The organism is Bradyrhizobium sp. Crot121, assembly GCF_059512385.1.
In genome coordinates this window covers 1-15,124 of the sequence record NZ_JCAMOR010000059.1, presented here as the reverse complement: position 1 = coordinate 15,124, position 15,124 = coordinate 1, and the positions used below count along the sequence as shown (strand labels likewise).

Below are 15,124 nucleotides of genomic sequence, written 5' to 3'. Positions count from 1 at the left end.
CGTCTCCTGTTCAGACCGATGAAACGGCTGTTGCGAAGTTACGTTCCGCCTCACGCCTCCAATTGCTTACCGATCGGCAACGCCCGGATGCGCTTGCCGGTCGCGGCGAAGATCGCGTTGATCAGGGCCGGCGCGAAGGGCGGTACGCCGGGTTCGCCGACACCGCTCGGCGGCGTATCGGGGCTGGCCGGCGGAACGATATAGACATTGGTCACTGCAGGGGATTCGTCGATCCGGATCACCGGGAAGTCGTCGTAATTGCCCTGCTGCACCCTGCCATTCGTGAAGGTGATCTCGCCATGTTTGGCGAGGCTCATCCCCATGATCGCCGCGCCCTCGATCTGCGACTGGATGCGCTCGGGATTGACGTAGGTGCCGCAGTCAATGGCGGTGTCGACCCGTGGCACCGTCAACTTGCCCTTGTCGTCGATGGCAACCTCAACGATGGTCGCGATATAGCTGACGAAGCTGCGGTGCGCCGCAATACCAAGGCCGTGGCCCTTGGGCATCGAGCGTCCCCAGCCGCCCCTATCGGCGACCAGCTCGACCACCTTGCGCAGCCGTCCGGTGTCGATCGGATAGCTGTCATAGGGTTCGCCATAGTTCCATAAGTCTTTCACCGAGGTGAGGTTGAGGGTCCGCGGCGCACCGATCAGCTCCAGCAGCATATCCTTCGGGTCGCGGTTGGTGGCCTGCGCGATCTCGGCGACCATCGACTGAACCGCGAACGCGCGCGGGATGTTGGACACCGAACGGAACCAGCCGATGCGGGTGTGCGCGGCCGCTTCCGGGTTCTCGCACTGGATGTTGGCGATCTCGAAGGGCATGTCGACCAACCCCATGCCGAGCTCGAACGGCGCCTGGTGCACCGTGCCGGCTGCAAAGGTCGAGGCGATGCTTGGGGCGACGCTGCGATGCCGCCAGGCGATCACCTTACCACTCTTGTCGAGGGCCGCCTCGATGCGCTCGACCGAGGCGGTGTGCAGGAAACCGTTGCGGATATCGTCCTCCCGGGTCCACTGCACCTTGACCGGTGCGCCGAGCTCTTTCGAGAGCAGCACGGCTTCGAGCGCGAAGTCGCACTTCGACTTGCGCCCGAATCCCCCGCCGAGCAGCGTGACGTTGACGGTCACGTTCTCTTGGGGGATGTCGAGCGTCTTGGCGATGTCCTCGCGGGTGCCGCCCGGGCTTTGCACGGGAGCCCAGATCTCCGCCTTGTCGCCCTTGACGTCGGCGACCGCGACCGGCGTCTCCATGGCGACATGGGCAAGGTGGGGCAAATAGTATTCGCCCACGATCACCTTGTCGGCACCTTTCAGCGCGGCTTCGGCGTCACCTTCCTTGCGTACGACGAGGCCGGGCTTGCGCGCGGCGTCCTCGAGCTCGGCCCGATAGGCGACCGAATCGTATTTGGCGTTGGCGCCATCTTCCCAAGTGATCTTCAGGGCGTCGCGGCCTTTGATCGCGGCGCCCGTGTTGCGTGCGATTACGGCGACCCCGCCGAGCGGCTGGAATTTCGAGGGCCACGGCCAGCCTTTGACTTCCATCACCTTCTCGACGCCGGAAACCTTCATCGCCTCCGCGCCATCGAACGACGCCACCTTGCCGCCAGTCACCGGCGGGCGGGCGATCACGGCATATTTCATGCCGGGCAACCGCACGTCGGCGCCGTATTGAGCCTTACCCGTGGTGATGTCGTGGAGATCGACAATGCCGATCTCGCCCTTGCCCAGGTAACGAAAATCCTTGGGATTCTTGAGCTTCAGGCCTTCAACGCTCGGCACCGACTCCTTGGCCGCATCTGCGGCCAATTCGCCAAAGCCGAGCTTGCGTCCGCTCGCGCCGTGGACGACTTCGTGATTGACGGCCTTTACCTCGGCTGCCGGCACGCCCCAACGTTTTGCGGCGGCCTGCTCGAGCATGGTGCGGGCCGAAGCACCGATCTGGCGCATCGGGATCAGATGATGCCGCGTGCTACGCGAGCCGTCGGTATCCTGGTTGCCGAACTTGACCTCGTCGCCATGCGCCTGCTGGACGCGAACGCGCTTCCAGTCGGCCTCCAGTTCTTCGGCGACGATCAGGGGCAGGCTGGTGCGCACGCCGGTTCCCATCTCGGAGCGGTGCGCAACGATGGTGACCATTCCATCTGACGCGATCGAGACGAAGACGCGCGAATCGACCACAGTACCGTGCGGCATCAGGCTGGCGCCGGTCTCATATGCAAAGGCCGTACGCGTCATCACGGGTGCGGCGAGCACGAAGCCGCCGGCGAGGCCTAGGCCCTTGAGGATGCTGCGCCGCGAAACGTTCTCGACCTTGATGTGCTTCTCGAAGCCGCGACGCTTGGTGGGATTGATGAGGATATTCATGTCACACCCCCGTCGATGCGAGATGGACTGCATTTTCGATCCGCTGGTAGCAACCGCAGCGACAGATATTCCCGGATAGGGATTCGCGGATCTGGTCGTGCGACGGCTTTGGATTGTCCATCAACAGCGCCGCCGCCTGCATGATCTGGCCGGTCTGACAAAAGCCGCATTGCGGCACGTTGAGCTGTCGCCAGGCCTTCTGCACCGGGTGGTCGCCGGTCGGATGCAGGCCCTCTATGGTGGTGACCTCGCGGCCACCGACGTCGGACACGGAGGTGATGCAGGCGCGCACCGCCTGCTTGTCGACGATGACGGTGCATGAGCCGCACAGCGCCTGGCCACAGCCGAACTTGGTGCCGGTCAGGCCCACTTCATCACGGATAAACCAGAGTAGCGGAAGATCGGGATCGCCATCCCAATTTTGTTCCTGGCCATTAATCTTCACCTTGATCATGATCGTCTCTCCCTGTTCCTACAGGAGCCGTCATGAGCGTGTCTTCGAGGCGAGCAAGAAAACCTTTCTTAGGAGATCCCTTGCACGGTCTCAGGCAAAACTGACCTCGCTGAGAAACCGCAGACTGCACCGTAGGATCTGATGATTGTGTGTGTCGCGCCCATCCTCCTGTTTTAATAGTTTCGCTTTGTTCAAGGTATGGACACCTGGAAGCTTAACACAAAACGCGACCGAATATGATTCACAAGCGCCTTGTTTGCTTTTGTGTTTTGGCGAGGGCTGGCTGCTCGAACGGCGTGCTTTTGGTCAAGGCCCCTTACGCAGTAGCCCCTACGAGACGGGATTTTTTCGAGGCGCTGTATGCGGCTATAAGATCGACGTGTCGTATTGGAACGCTCTTGAGGGAGATGATGCCGAGGTCGAGGCGCCTCACTGCTGCATATTGGAGCTGAACTCTGATCAGGAGGTCACGATGAAGATTGACAGCACTACATTCGGCGCGATTACGATTGACGGGACGACGTATCAGCATGACGTGGTCATTCGTCTTTCCAGCGAAGTTGTGAAGCGGAAAAAGAAGCTATCAAAGAAGCTCTATGGTACCTCGCACGTGCTTTCAAAAGACGAGGCAAAGTTTCTCTTCGAGAAGGGGTGCGACCAGGTCGTCATTGGTTCTGGTCAAATGGGCAACGTGCACCTGTCACGGGAAGCTGAAGCCTATTTCGAAAGGAAGGGCTGCGAGGTGCTGTTGAGGCCGACACCCGAGGCGATCCGGATGTTCAACCGGTCGCATGCCAGGAGGATCGGGCTCTTTCACGTGACCTGTTGAACGAAATGGCCTGGTGAAGCTGTGCTTCCACGTTGGATCAGCTGGTTCGGCGCGCTGCTCATCTCCTTTGTTTTGACAATTGCGCTGTCGGTTTCGCCGGCGCACGCCTTTGAGGATGCTCGCAAGGTGAGCGTGGTGTCCTTCGGCCTTTTCGGGGATCAGACCGTATTTAGAAACGAGGCATTCGGCGCAGCACAGGTCATAGCGGGCCGTTTCGGGAGCGGCCCGATCAACGTGCAATACAATTCGAAGAAAGGCGGAGATGCAACGATTGAAGGCTTGGCTAGGTCCTTACAGGCGGCGGCCAAGGGGATGGACACCGGGAACGATGTTTTGTTCCTGATTCTCACCTCGCACGGCTCCCCCAACGGGCTCGCAATCAAAGCGGGACGGCTTACGCAAACGCTCACGCCGTCCAATCTCGCTGCCATGCTGGCGCGAAGTGGTATGCGATACAAGGTGGTGGTCATCTTGGCCTGTTATTCCGGGGTCTTTATCCCTCGTCTCGCGAACCCCGATACGATGGTCATCACCGCGGCCGATGCAGACCATCCATCGTTCGGCTGCCGGGACAAAGCCAAGTGGACGTATTTCGGCAACGCCTTTTTCAATGTCGCGCTTCGGCAAGCTAGACACCTGGAGGACGCCTTTGTTGTGGCGCGCTCGCTCGTCAAGAAGCGGGAACTGCGCGAGCACTTCGAGCCGTCGAATCCGCTCATGGCAGGCGGCCAACACGTCCAGCCGTTGCTCATTGCGCGTCCTTGAGCGACCGGCGGCCTTCGCAGCCGACACCGGGCTGCCGAAAACCTCGTCTGTATGTCGAATCACAGAGGCGAATGGCCCCCCATTCGATCGGCGCATCCGCCGTGCCCGCAGACGAGCCGCCCGCCGGGCGTTGGTCAATGGTCCTGTTTGTCTGTGCTAGACGCCTTGGCTGCCACGAAGAATGTTCATCAGCGCTACGGGATTGTCCGGCAGCCGGTCGCCACGCCACGCGACATGCTGATCTGGACGAGCCAGCAACAGAGAGTGCCGATAGACGTCGGGCGACTCCGCTGCGCCTGTGTCGAGAACTGTCAGAGGCACGCCGGCCGCCGCAGCAGGGCCGGCGCCGGCGGCAACGCCCTTGATGAACCTGGTCCGGGCGGTCGACAGGCCGAAACCAGCAGCATCAGAAACAGCGCGGTACCTGGCGGCGGTCCGGCTTCCTTCCGATCCCTGCATGACGGCGCGGCCATCGGTCGTGCACAGGTACCACCTGCAGGCCCGGCCGCGCTTTCTCAGTCGAATTTTCAAAAAGCGGGAGTTGCTCCGGCAACCGAATGGAGAAGTGGAATGGCCGGCAGACCCATCAAAATCCCGTCCGACGGCGTCATGCGGTCGCTGCGGCAGATTTTTGGCCCTCCGCCGCTTCGGCGGCGTCCAATTCGGTTCGCAGATCCGCCGCCATCTTCTCAAATCGTTCCCGGTCGGCGACGGTGTTCATGGCCTGCGCGAAGCGCTGCGCCCGGGCGATCTGCTCCAGCAGGAACTCCTTGCTTCTGGCCATGGCGTCATCTTGCTTCGATGCTCTGTCCCACGGGCCAATGCGCGGCGCGGTGGTTTGTTACGGAAGCGGCAATTTGAAGGGCTCCAAACCTTCAGGCCCGCCCGCTGTTAGGTTTCTCGTTTCAAGCCCGGCGATCGGCGGGCGCGCGCTCATCGGCGATGGCCTTGGTGAGCTCGGCGCCGAAGAGGAAGATCTGCGCCGAATAGTACGTCCAGAACATGAGGACGATCAGCGCGCCGGCCGCGCCATAGGGTGAACTGGGCGCGGCGCGGCCTAGGTAGATTCCGATCAGGGACTTGCCGATGGCGAAGAGCACGGCCGTGACAAATGCTCCCAGCATCAGGTCGCGCCAGGGTATCGGGGTGTCGGGAAGCACCTTGTAAATCGCGGCGAACAGCAGCGTGAAGATGGCCAGCGACACGACGGTGTTGAGGACGGCCAGCAGCACCTTGCCGGCGAGCAGCCCCGCAAAAACGTCGCCGAGGGCGGATAAAGCAGTGCTGGCAGCCAGCGACACCACCAGCATGAAGCCGAGCGCAGCGACCAGGCCCAGGCTGGCGGCGCGGGTCCGGATCAAGGCGGAGATCGGCTCCTCGCTCGGCTTGGCCTTGAACGTGTTGTTCAGCCCCGTGTGCATCTCGCCGAACACGCCCGAGGCGCTGATCAGAACGGTGACGACGCCGAGAACTGTCGCGATGGTCCCAGAGCCAGGATCGCTGGAGCGTTCAAGGATGGATTTGATGAACTCGCCGCCGGCCGGACCCAGAAGCTGGCCGAGCTCCTCGCTGATCGCCCCGCGAGCGGCATCCTGCCCGAAGACCAGGCCAGCGATTGCCACGACAATCAGAAGCACCGGCGCCAGCGAGGTCGCAGCGTAGAACGCGATGGACGCCCCGCGGCTCAGAGCATCGTTCGTCAGGAAGCCTGAGAACGCCGCCTTCAATATCTGCCACAGCCGTCCCATCAGTTTTCTGTCCGCGCCTGAGCCTGCACTCGCCAGCGAGCCACCGCTCTGAGCGCGGCCCCGCCTTTGGGGACTATGGGGGCTGGGGAGGCGAGGCCACGCAGGCCAGCATTTTCGCACGGCCCGCCGGACCAATTCGTCCGGGACACCTGCGTTCCGATCGCGATTGAAACCGCCCGCCGATCCTGGGTAGACTGTTAGAGCTCCATGGCTAGGCGTATGAGATCGCCGCACGATCGTGCCAGATCCGCCCTCGTTCAGTCTTTCGCGCCCGCGAAACGAGGGCTCCGTCACGAATTTCGACCGCCAACTCCATTGCAGCGAAACTTGCCCGCCTTAAATTTACCTAAGTAGATCCTGCTCTGAGACGTGCATTGCCATGTCCGTTACGCAGACATCCGCCACCGTCCTGCCGCCGCGCGCGACGCAGCACCGGCGCTGTCCCAGGTGCCAAGCCCATATGACCGTGCAGTATGTGGCCCCGGCCCGTGCGGCTTCGAGCATTGGACATTGCGGTGCGCCAAATGCGGCACCATCCAGGCAGCGCAGGTTGACGCCGATCCGATGCAGTCCGATGCGCTGCGCTGGATCGGCAGCAGAGAGCTCCTGCCACCACAATGACCTGTCAGGAGACGGCCCACCTCGAGTCGCTGATCCGCGAGGATTTCGAGCGATGCCATCCTGGCGAGACGCTGGCGGATCTCAAGCGGCGCGCGTCCTTTTCGAAAGAGGACCGAGGCCTGCTGCGGGACTGGATGGCGGTCGGCCGCTCGCGCCGCAGCAGCCTGTGCGGCAAAGGAATAGTCACCACATTAGGTGTAAACCCACAAACCTTCGGGGCGGACGGCTCGGCAGAGTCCGCTTACCCCGGATAGCGGCTGAATTCCGCAACTCAGCGAAATGATGCGATGGGCCACAAGCGGCCCTCGCTACGGCTATCGTCCAGAGAAGGGGAATGGTCATCGACCTCCACCAAGTGGTACGTTTGCTGCTGACGGATTTCTGGAGGCATTGCGTCATGATCAGCAAGGCCGATGTTATTGTCATTGGTTCCGGCGCCTTGGGCGCCGCAACCGCATACTACTTGAGCAAGCGCAAGGGCCTCAGCGTCGCCCTTCTCGACAAGCATGATCTCGGATCGCAAACCTCGCCCCGCGCTGCAGGCATGGTGAGCTGCGTTCGCAAAAGCGACTTGATGATTGGCCTCATCAAGGACGCATGTCGCAAGATTGAAGCGTTCACGGAAGAAACCGGGCAACCTCTGGATTGGGTGGATTCGGGCAGCCTGAAGATCGCGCGTCGGCCGCAAGACGCGGAGATTATCGAGGCGGACTTTGAACGCGGCCGCCGTATGGGCCTTGATGTCGAGCTGATCTCTCCGGCGCAGGCAAATCGTCTCAATCCATTTTTAAAGCCGACAGGCGTCGTAGCGGCGATGAGGATCGGTGACGACAGGTATTTCGATCCAGCGCAGGTTGCTATCGGCTTCGCCCGAGCAGCGGCGAACCGGGGCGCAACCGTGCTGCCGAAAACAGACGTGCTCACCGTGAACATCAGCGCTGGCAAGGTGACCGGCGTAACTACCGCGAAAGGCAGAATTGAAGGCCCGGTCGTTGTCGATGCAGCCGGTACATGGACGCGACAGGTCGCGGAGGCGAGTGGAATTCGCGTGCCGTTGGTACCGACCCGGCAGCAACTGATCGTCACGGAGCCTTTGGATGGCGCGCGTGCTGACCTGCCGATGGTTCGGATCATGGATGCCGCGGTGTACGCGCGGCCCTGCCAGGGCGGCTTTCTATGGGGTGTCTACGAGGAAACGCCGCGATTTTTCGATATGCAATCGCTCGGACCCAGTTTCGATATCAAGGACATGCCACTCGATATCGAGGTGCTTCGTTCAGCCGCTGCGGACGTCAAGGATCAGCTCCCAGTCCTGCAAACCGCCAAGGTGCGGGAATTTCGCGGTGGCATTCCGACAATGACCGCCGACGGCCACCATATTCTCGGCCCGGCCCCGGAGCGACCGGCTTCCATTTTGCCAGCGGGTGCAATGTCGCCGGACTTTCAATCTCGCCAGCGGTCGGAGAGGCGCTTGCGGCTTGGATTTTCGATGGCAAGCCGCCTGTCGATCTATCGCCAATGTCTGTCATGCGCCTCAAAAACCAATCGTGGTCTGAACCGCAATTGGAGAGGGAAGCCGCCTGGCAATATCGGCACTTCTACGGCGCGGTCTGACTTCTCTTGGTGAGAAGACGAGTAGGCGACTACCCGGAATGACGCCTTGGGGTCAAAAGCCGGGCTGCACTGATGGGAAGGGCCGCCGTGATGTCGAGTGCAATGTCCTGAGCCAGTAGCCGCATCCCGCCTCAACCCGGCGAGGCACCGGCGTCGAGTAGCTGCGAGACGGCGGTCGCCAATTGCGCCGGCGCAAAAGGTTTCTCGATCAGGACGCTGCCAACGACGCCCTGCGATTTCCAGTCTCCCGCGCTGGCGCCCGTCATGTAGACCACCGGAAACGCCGGCGTAATCTCCCTGATCTGCCGCGCCAACTCCCATCCGCTGATGCCATCGCCGAGGTTGACGTCGGTCAGCAGCGCGCGACACCGCTCACGGCCGTCGCGAAAGGTGGACAGGGCTGCCTCCCCCGAGTGGACCGAGCAGGCCTCGAAACCGCCGTCCGACAAGGCGTCCTCGATGAAGCTGCAGATCAGGGCTTCATCCTCCACGACCAGCACACGAACGGCATTACTCACTTTTCAAGTCTCCTCGACGACAGAGGCCGGTCGTCTCGCATGACGGCGGGTGCGTTGGCCCGCGAGTGCCGTGCCGCCTCAAGCCACCGGCACACCGTAGTAGGCGTTCACGGCGCGCGTTGTCGCCGGATCACTCCAATTCCAACTGCTCTCGTCGGCGTATTTGGGGGCGCCGCGGAGCTGGTCTTGGGTGATGCCGGTGACGTAGCCGCCGAGGTTGGTGTCGTATTTCAGCGCCTGCCAGGGCAGCGGATAGTGATCGTCGCCGATGCCGAGCAGGCCGCCGAAGCTGAGCACTGCGTAGGACACCTTGCCACTGACCTTGTCGATCATGACGCGCTCGATGTAGCCGACCTTTTCGCCGTCGGCCCCGTACACGTTCGTGCCCTCGACCTTATCGCGTCCGATGAGACTGAACGTCTCGCGATCTTCCATGGTCATGTTGACCTCCTGGATGTGTCTTCCGGAGTCAACCGGACGACCATGGCTCCGTTCCCGGCTGAAGGATCGCCCCAGGTCCAAGATTCCTGCGGGCAGCGGGCAAGAGATCGTTCAGAGGGTCCGCTCTGATATTCGGGATCGTGTCACCCCGGTCTGCACCGGAAGCCCGGCACGTGGACCACGCGCCTTGAGGTGGCTCAAAGCGAACCAGCTGCAGAAGCGAAGCATTACCGAGCGGCATGAGCGCGCTCCGGCCGCCGCTCATTCTTGCGAACGCGAACCCGGAGTTGGTTTCCACAGCGGCTCCGCCAGAACGATCGTCGGCGTTGCGGGTCGAACGGCTGCAGCCCTTGGATATAAAATCGGCCCGGCGAGCCCCTGCCAGCCGAGGCCGATTCCCGTCCGGAGTCTAGGATTAGCTTGGCGGTTTCAGCGGACTGTCGATCCACTTCTGGGCGGCGGGATCGTGCCAGGGGTCACCGTCGCAGTATGGACAGACATAGCGCTCGCCGCCCCTGCCCGGATCATCAGGCGCAAGCTTCATCGGCCGCCCGCACGCCGGGCACGCCTTCCGGATCGGATGGATCACCGCCATTGGATTTCCCTGCCGAGGCAGCCTACTGCCGCTCGCAATGCGGGTACAAGCGTTTCCCTTTGCCTTGAGCCCGATGCCGCCGCCCTTCATGCCGCCGCACAACGCTCGGCCGACCGAAGGCGCATCGGTTTGCCGCCTGGCGGATGGCGCGGGCCGCCATCGAGATCGCACAGCGCCTCGAGAATTTCGTCGATGGTGACGGGCGCCTTCAGCCCTTCGGGAGCGCGCAGCGACGGGCAAGATGCGATCGCCGATGCATCCGAGGCCCATGAGGCCAGTATCGCGCGCTTCTCGCCGAGGCTGAGGCCCGAGTGGAAGACTACATCCCGGGGGCGTTCGAATTTGGTGCCGGGATGAAGCAGGTAGTCGAAATCGAATACGTTGTCGTGGATTGCGGTCGTCGGCCGCATGGTCGCCTCCTGACTTGGACGAGTTGCCGGTGTCCGCCGCGCGGGTCCGCGCGGCGGCGCGGATCATGGACGTCGCAGGCTGATCAGGCCGCCTTTCCTTCGATCTGCTTGACGTTGCTCGGGCTCGCGCCGTTGATGTCGATGCGGCGCGGCTTCATCGCCTCGGGGATCTCCCGCTGCAGGTCGATGATGAGCAGGCCGTTCTCGAAGCGGGCGCCCTTGACCTCGACGTGGTCGGCGAGCGTGAACTGCCGCTTGAAATTGCGCGCCGAGATGCCGCGATGCAGGAAGGTCTTCTCCTCCTTCTCGGCCTTGTGGCCTTCCAAGGTCAGCACGTTCTGCTCGACCGTGAGCGCGACCTCGTCGGGCGAGAAGCCGGCGAGCGCCACCGAGATCTGGAAGTGGTTTTCGTCGAGCCGTTCGATGTTGTAGGGGGATAGGTCTCTTCGGCGGTCCGCTGGACCTCGTCGAGAACGTCAAAAAGGCGGTCGAAACCGATGGTCGACCTCCACAGGGGAGTCCAATCATACCTCATAGCCAAATCCTCCAAAGAGCAAGTTGGGTACGAGCCGGCACCGGACACCTGACCGGCGCCCGCCTTGCAGGGCCCCGAAGGCACCCTGACCGCATCTGCGGCGACAAACAAATTTGGAAGCCGCGAAAAAGTTTCAAGGGGTGACGGGAAATTTTCGCAAGGAGTTTGGTAAACGATTTGCCGACGGATCAGCGCGGCAGCTCAACCCCTTCCGGCAGATCGTCCGGATCAAGCTTCATCTCCAACCGGAAGCCGTCGAGCGTCGCCCGGAACTTCGTGCCGTGCATCGCGACGAACTTGAAGCGCGCCCCGATCATCATCTGCAGGATCGGAGGCAGCGCGTCCATGGGCAGCGGGAGCAACCCAGCGATGGATCGCCGTAGCCGTCGAGCGATCCGACGCCGAGCGGCCGCAGCGCTTTGCGCTCCTCCGGATCCAGATCCCTCGAAGGAAGGAACGTCAGCTCGATCCCGGTCCTCGGGCCCTTCGGATGCAGCAACCTGCCCCGGACCTGGAGGTGGCGGAATTCGTGGTAGGGATCGACCGGTTGCCGATCCGTGTTGAGGCTTAGCGAATAGCCCCAGCTCCAGTCCTCGACCGCCACAACGTAGTAGACGTCCGGCTTGCGCCTTCGCTTTTTCTTCGTTGGCTTCGGATCGGCAACCATCGGTTGGACCCGCCTCTCGGCACCAGCGGCGCCAGGCTATCCGAGTCGGGGCCCGCCGAAATCAGTCGAGTCCTTGGGTCGCGCCTGCGATCGCCCGCAGCGCCGCGAACGCGCCGCCCGGCTTGACCAGGGCCTCGACCTCGCCCTCGAAGTCGGTGCGCGGCATCCGCGCCAGGCTGCGCCAGCGCTCAGAAGCATGCGGCTCATAGAGCTCGTTGTCGAAGACCAGCGTGAACTGCGTCTGCACCACCTCATCCTCGCGAAGGCGGTCGCGCAACAGCGGCATGGCGCCGGCGGCCTCGCCGACCGCAGCGATCCTTGAGTTTTCGTCGGCAAGGGCTTCCCGCAGCTTTTCCTCCATGAAGTCGAGCAGATCGAGGACGAAGTTGGCGAACTCGGTACGTCTGGGTCTCATGGCAATCGCTCCGTCGATATAGGTACGGGGACGAAGTAGCCGGCGAAGGTTTCACATGGGTCTCATTCGGAGCCGCTGCGGCAACATTTGTTGACAGAAAACATCGCTAAGAAAAGTTAGCTTCCCACCCGCGCTAAAAATCTGCGTAGAGCGAAGCCCGCGGCGCTCTTGCGGGTTGAAACACCTCTGTGTACCGAAAACCTAACCCCTGCGGTAGTGGTGATGAAGTCCGCCCAGGATAGCAAGTGCCCTGACTTCACCGGTTCGCTGAACTGGGCGAGAAACGGGCGCATCCTTGCCCAAAGCCAAGTGTGTGCGCGTCGCATTATAGTAGCGAGCGTAGGATTTCAGAATCCGGTGCAGATGTGCCTCGCCCAGGACAATGATGTGGTCCACACATTCACGCCGGATCGATCCGATCAGCCGTTCGACAAAGCCATTCTGCCAGGGTGAGGCAGGTGCAATGGGCTTGTCCCGGATACCCATGGCACAGTCGGCGTGTGACGACGGCACCGTAGATGCAATCCCGGTCCCGGATCATGTAGCGCGGAGCCTCGTTCCAGGGGAATGCCTCCGTTAGTTGACGCGCGACCCATTCGGCGGTTGGATGTGCTGTGACGTTGATCCAGACAAGATCTCTGCGGTCCAGCCGAACGATGACGAAGGCATAGAGCAGTTTGAAGCCAATTGTTGGGACAACGAATAAGTCCATGGCAGCAATGTCTGGCGCGTGATTGTGCAAGAAGATCCGCCATCCATGGCTGGGCCGCCCTCGCCCTTTGACCATGTACCTGGCGACGCTCGACTCCGCGACCTGAAACCCGAGCTTGAGCAGTTCGCCGTGGATGCGAGGTGCGCCCCAAAGCGGATTTTCGACGCTCATCCGCCGGATCAAGACGCGCAGCTCCGTTTCGATCTGCGGTCGCCCTCCCCGTGGGCGCGACTTCCAACGCCAGTAGCAGCGGAATCCGGCTCTGTGCCAACGCACCAGCGTTTCGGGCCGGATGATCGTGAGAACCTGCAGGATTGCTGGAAACCAACGATACAGCTGGATAAAGAACCAGCGATCATGGTTCGTGAGGCGAACGCGACCACGCGGCCTGCGCCTCAAGACAATCAACTGATGTCGCAGCACCGCGTTCTCGGCTTCAAGCCGTAACTTCGACCTGAATGGCGAGGCCAGGACGGCGAGGGCGAAGCAGAACAGCCCGATCATCCCGCCAGCTTAGGTGATTCCAACGCGGCATCACACTCGGATGAGGTTTTCGGTACACACAGGGAAGAGACACGTCTTGCCGCTCCTTTTGGCGCTCGCGATGGTGTGGGTTGGCGCCACCATCCTTAGCCATTTCCTCTTTAACGCCGCCGATTCCATGGGGGCTTTCTGCAAGGGCACGTCCGAAGACAAGCTAACCCCTGTCAACAAGGGAATCGATCAGGACGGCAGGGACTTCGCAACATCAGCGCTTTGTGCACCCACGGGGTTGAAGGTCTTTGCAGGCCGTTCATACGAAATCAAGATTACGGTCGCCGAACCCTGGGAAGACGCCGGACGGCCGACAACGCCCGCAGGTTTCCGCACGTCGACCATCGACCTCTCAAATCGATGGAAGTTTCGTGGCGCCATCCTCCTGCGCCGCATTCTGTTCAGGCCTTGGTATCGTATCATCGCACGGGTTGGCGAAACCGGCGTCGACGAATATTTCCTCGATCCCATTCCGCTCCCGAACACGACGCCGCAAGCATACAAGGCAACATTCAAGGCGGCCCGAAGCGGCGAACTCTTCCTCTACGTGAACGACGCGGTTATCGGCCTACCGTGGGTCTACGACAGCTTCTATCCTAACAATGGAGGCAAGGCCAAGATAACGGTCCGACTTCTCTAAGTCATTCACATGCGCACTCCCGACCGCACCCGTGTGCAAGGCAAGCCCCGCTGCTTCATTGACGAAAGCTGTATTGGCGCCTGCAGCCGCTTCGAATTAAGACCTAATGCGACCCTTCGGTCTCCGAGCCGGCACGACGGCGATTTGGCACTTCGTTTAACAAACGGGCAAAGTCGCAAGCCTTCCAGGATTCCTTCCAGCCGCTGCTCACGGATCATCGCGGCAACCAGGCACATAAGAACGCCGAGCGCGCGGGTCTTCGCATCGAGCATTCGCGCGCGGATGTCGCCTCGATGCCACCAGCAGCGATCGGCAGGGCGGAGTTCCGGGCATTGCATGAGTACATGGTCCGCCGGCGCGGTGCACACATGGCAAGGGCCGTCATTGCGACGCTGTCTGCGGCGTGGACATGGGGCACGGAAAGCACCCACTGGCGGCTGTCACCGAATCCGCGGCTCGATATGGAGTTCGAAACACCGCCGGGACGCATTGTTCAGGTCACCATGCCAGAGTTCATGGCACTCGTCGCTGCCGCCGATACGATAGGGCGCCAGTTGATCGGCGACTGCTTCTACTCGGCCTATTCACAGGCCAACGTCAGACTGACCGTCTCCGGATGAAAGACGAGAGCGACGTTGAAGGCCGGCACGCATCTCGTCAAAGCAAGACCGGCCAGTCAGCTCCTTGCCCAGCAAAATCAATGGTTTAGGGATCGCAAATCCGACGAATTGAACCCAATTTCTGAGCCTATCCGGACAAGGGTCGCACGCCCCGGTGCGGCGGACTCACCCACAATACCGAGGAGGCCTCCGGCAGTCGCGATACGAATCCGCCCTCGCACAGTCTCGATGTAATGCCGCTCGATGCGCGGACCATCAGCGGACATACGGCCTCATGCGATCTCTGGTCCAGCCTGACCCAGAACTCAGCTTCGGTCATGCCCTCGGACCGCTCCGTATCCCGGGCCTCGGCGATCGCACTATGGAATCCAGGTTCGCCAGCCAGACTCGGCGACCTAATCAACCGCTTGATTCGAGCTGGCTTTTCGTCGCAGACGATGGACCATCAGACTAATTTTGGACCACGCTCGTGGACCATGCAAGTAGGCTGCTGTTTCGGCTCTCAGAAAAAGGCCCTTACGGCGCGGCCTGTCCGTCGGAGGGCGCCGCGCGGCCGTCTGCACTAGGCTGTGTGGACTCTTGGGATTCTCAAATCAGACGGAACGTGATTCAAGGCTTTCTTTTAGGAGGAAGCCTT

At 61.8% G+C, this 15,124-nt stretch carries 20 protein-coding genes and 1 pseudogene; 6 read left to right on the top strand and 15 right to left on the bottom strand.

Annotated elements, in window-relative coordinates; all coding sequences use genetic code 11:
• Window positions 1-50: 50 nt before the first annotated feature.
• Window positions 51-2,369 carry a xanthine dehydrogenase family protein molybdopterin-binding subunit gene (locus AC5ZGW_RS33895; RefSeq protein ID WP_130226128.1) on the bottom strand — a complete coding sequence of 773 codons (2,319 nt, stop codon included), beginning with the start codon at window positions 2,367-2,369 and terminating at the stop codon, window positions 51-53.
• Between the two features lies 1 nt (window position 2,370).
• Window positions 2,371-2,823 (bottom strand): (2Fe-2S)-binding protein, encoded by a 453-nt coding sequence (locus tag AC5ZGW_RS33890; RefSeq protein ID WP_130226127.1) that lies wholly within the window; start codon window positions 2,821-2,823, stop codon window positions 2,371-2,373.
• A 472-nt stretch (window positions 2,824-3,295) separates the two neighbouring features.
• On the opposite strand from AC5ZGW_RS33890, the gene AC5ZGW_RS33885 reads away from it, so the two are divergent.
• Entirely contained in the window at window positions 3,296-3,652 is a 357-nt protein-coding gene (locus tag AC5ZGW_RS33885) for an Mth938-like domain-containing protein (RefSeq protein ID WP_130226126.1), read from the top strand.
• A 21-nt stretch (window positions 3,653-3,673) separates the two neighbouring features.
• Window positions 3,674-4,417, top strand: a complete 744-nt coding sequence (locus AC5ZGW_RS33880; protein ID WP_245474734.1) for a C13 family peptidase — start codon at window positions 3,674-3,676, stop codon at window positions 4,415-4,417.
• A gap of 156 nt (window positions 4,418-4,573) precedes the next feature.
• Here AC5ZGW_RS33880 and AC5ZGW_RS33875 read toward each other — a convergent pair whose 3' ends face one another.
• From AC5ZGW_RS33875 to AC5ZGW_RS33865, 3 genes are all read right to left on the bottom strand, one after another.
• Entirely contained in the window at window positions 4,574-4,876 is a 303-nt protein-coding gene (locus AC5ZGW_RS33875; RefSeq protein ID WP_130226125.1) for a hypothetical protein, read from the bottom strand.
• A gap of 148 nt (window positions 4,877-5,024) precedes the next feature.
• Window positions 5,025-5,201: a hypothetical protein gene (locus tag AC5ZGW_RS33870; protein ID WP_165435233.1), complete on the bottom strand. Its 177-nt coding sequence runs from the start codon at window positions 5,199-5,201 to the stop codon at window positions 5,025-5,027.
• Window positions 5,202-5,322: 121 nt separating this feature from the next.
• A complete protein-coding gene (locus AC5ZGW_RS33865) occupies window positions 5,323-6,144 on the bottom strand; it encodes a YihY/virulence factor BrkB family protein (RefSeq protein ID WP_245287502.1) in 822 nt (273 codons plus the stop codon).
• 638 nt (window positions 6,145-6,782) lie between these two features.
• Here AC5ZGW_RS33865 and AC5ZGW_RS33860 point away from each other — a divergent pair.
• The gene (locus AC5ZGW_RS33860; RefSeq protein WP_035691600.1) at window positions 6,783-7,040 is read left to right on the top strand and encodes a hypothetical protein; all 258 of its coding nucleotides are present in this window, start codon (window positions 6,783-6,785) and stop codon (window positions 7,038-7,040) included.
• Between the two features lie 80 nt (window positions 7,041-7,120).
• On the top strand, window positions 7,121-8,413 hold the full coding sequence (locus tag AC5ZGW_RS33855) for an NAD(P)/FAD-dependent oxidoreductase (protein ID WP_207231033.1): 1,293 nt from the start codon (window positions 7,121-7,123) through the stop codon (window positions 8,411-8,413).
• Window positions 8,414-8,531: 118 nt separating this feature from the next.
• Here the strand turns inward: AC5ZGW_RS33855 and AC5ZGW_RS33850 are convergent, their stop codons facing one another.
• The 10 genes and pseudogenes from AC5ZGW_RS33850 to AC5ZGW_RS33805 all read right to left on the bottom strand — a co-directional run bounded on the left by AC5ZGW_RS33850 (window position 8,532) and on the right by AC5ZGW_RS33805 (window position 13,197).
• Window positions 8,532-8,918: a response regulator gene (locus AC5ZGW_RS33850; protein WP_130226124.1), complete on the bottom strand. Its 387-nt coding sequence runs from the start codon at window positions 8,916-8,918 to the stop codon at window positions 8,532-8,534.
• A 78-nt stretch (window positions 8,919-8,996) separates the two neighbouring features.
• A complete protein-coding gene (locus tag AC5ZGW_RS33845) occupies window positions 8,997-9,359 on the bottom strand; it encodes a PRC-barrel domain-containing protein (protein WP_028167097.1) in 363 nt (120 codons plus the stop codon).
• 415 nt (window positions 9,360-9,774) lie between these two features.
• Window positions 9,775-9,954, bottom strand: a complete 180-nt coding sequence (locus AC5ZGW_RS33840; RefSeq protein WP_028167096.1) for a hypothetical protein — start codon at window positions 9,952-9,954, stop codon at window positions 9,775-9,777.
• Between the two features lie 86 nt (window positions 9,955-10,040).
• Window positions 10,041-10,364 carry a hypothetical protein gene (locus AC5ZGW_RS33835; protein WP_028167095.1) on the bottom strand — a complete coding sequence of 108 codons (324 nt, stop codon included), beginning with the start codon at window positions 10,362-10,364 and terminating at the stop codon, window positions 10,041-10,043.
• Window positions 10,365-10,447: 83 nt separating this feature from the next.
• A pseudogene (locus tag AC5ZGW_RS33830) lies at window positions 10,448-10,899 on the bottom strand (Hsp20 family protein).
• Window positions 10,900-11,087: 188 nt separating this feature from the next.
• Window positions 11,088-11,219 (bottom strand): hypothetical protein, encoded by a 132-nt coding sequence (locus AC5ZGW_RS33825; RefSeq protein ID WP_283813262.1) that lies wholly within the window; start codon window positions 11,217-11,219, stop codon window positions 11,088-11,090.
• Entirely contained in the window at window positions 11,216-11,566 is a 351-nt protein-coding gene (locus AC5ZGW_RS33820) for a hypothetical protein (protein WP_130226123.1), read from the bottom strand. The genes AC5ZGW_RS33825 and AC5ZGW_RS33820 overlap by 4 nt, the downstream gene beginning before the upstream one ends.
• Window positions 11,567-11,627: 61 nt before the next feature.
• Window positions 11,628-11,981 carry a hypothetical protein gene (locus tag AC5ZGW_RS33815; RefSeq protein ID WP_130226122.1) on the bottom strand — a complete coding sequence of 118 codons (354 nt, stop codon included), beginning with the start codon at window positions 11,979-11,981 and terminating at the stop codon, window positions 11,628-11,630.
• Between the two features lie 201 nt (window positions 11,982-12,182).
• Entirely contained in the window at window positions 12,183-12,467 is a 285-nt protein-coding gene (locus AC5ZGW_RS33810) for an integrase core domain-containing protein (RefSeq protein ID WP_130226121.1), read from the bottom strand.
• The gene (locus AC5ZGW_RS33805; RefSeq protein WP_207231032.1) at window positions 12,382-13,197 is read right to left on the bottom strand and encodes a hypothetical protein; all 816 of its coding nucleotides are present in this window, start codon (window positions 13,195-13,197) and stop codon (window positions 12,382-12,384) included. Before AC5ZGW_RS33805 ends, AC5ZGW_RS33810 begins: the two co-directional genes overlap by 86 nt.
• 100 nt (window positions 13,198-13,297) lie before the next feature.
• Here AC5ZGW_RS33805 and AC5ZGW_RS33800 point away from each other — a divergent pair, with 100 nt between their 5' ends.
• Complete coding sequence (locus AC5ZGW_RS33800) at window positions 13,298-13,867, top strand: hypothetical protein (RefSeq protein WP_130226120.1); 570 nt, start codon at window positions 13,298-13,300, stop codon at window positions 13,865-13,867.
• Between the two features lie 368 nt (window positions 13,868-14,235).
• Window positions 14,236-14,487, top strand: a complete 252-nt coding sequence (locus AC5ZGW_RS33795; RefSeq protein ID WP_165435232.1) for a hypothetical protein — start codon at window positions 14,236-14,238, stop codon at window positions 14,485-14,487.
• Window positions 14,488-15,124: the final 637 nt, after the last annotated feature.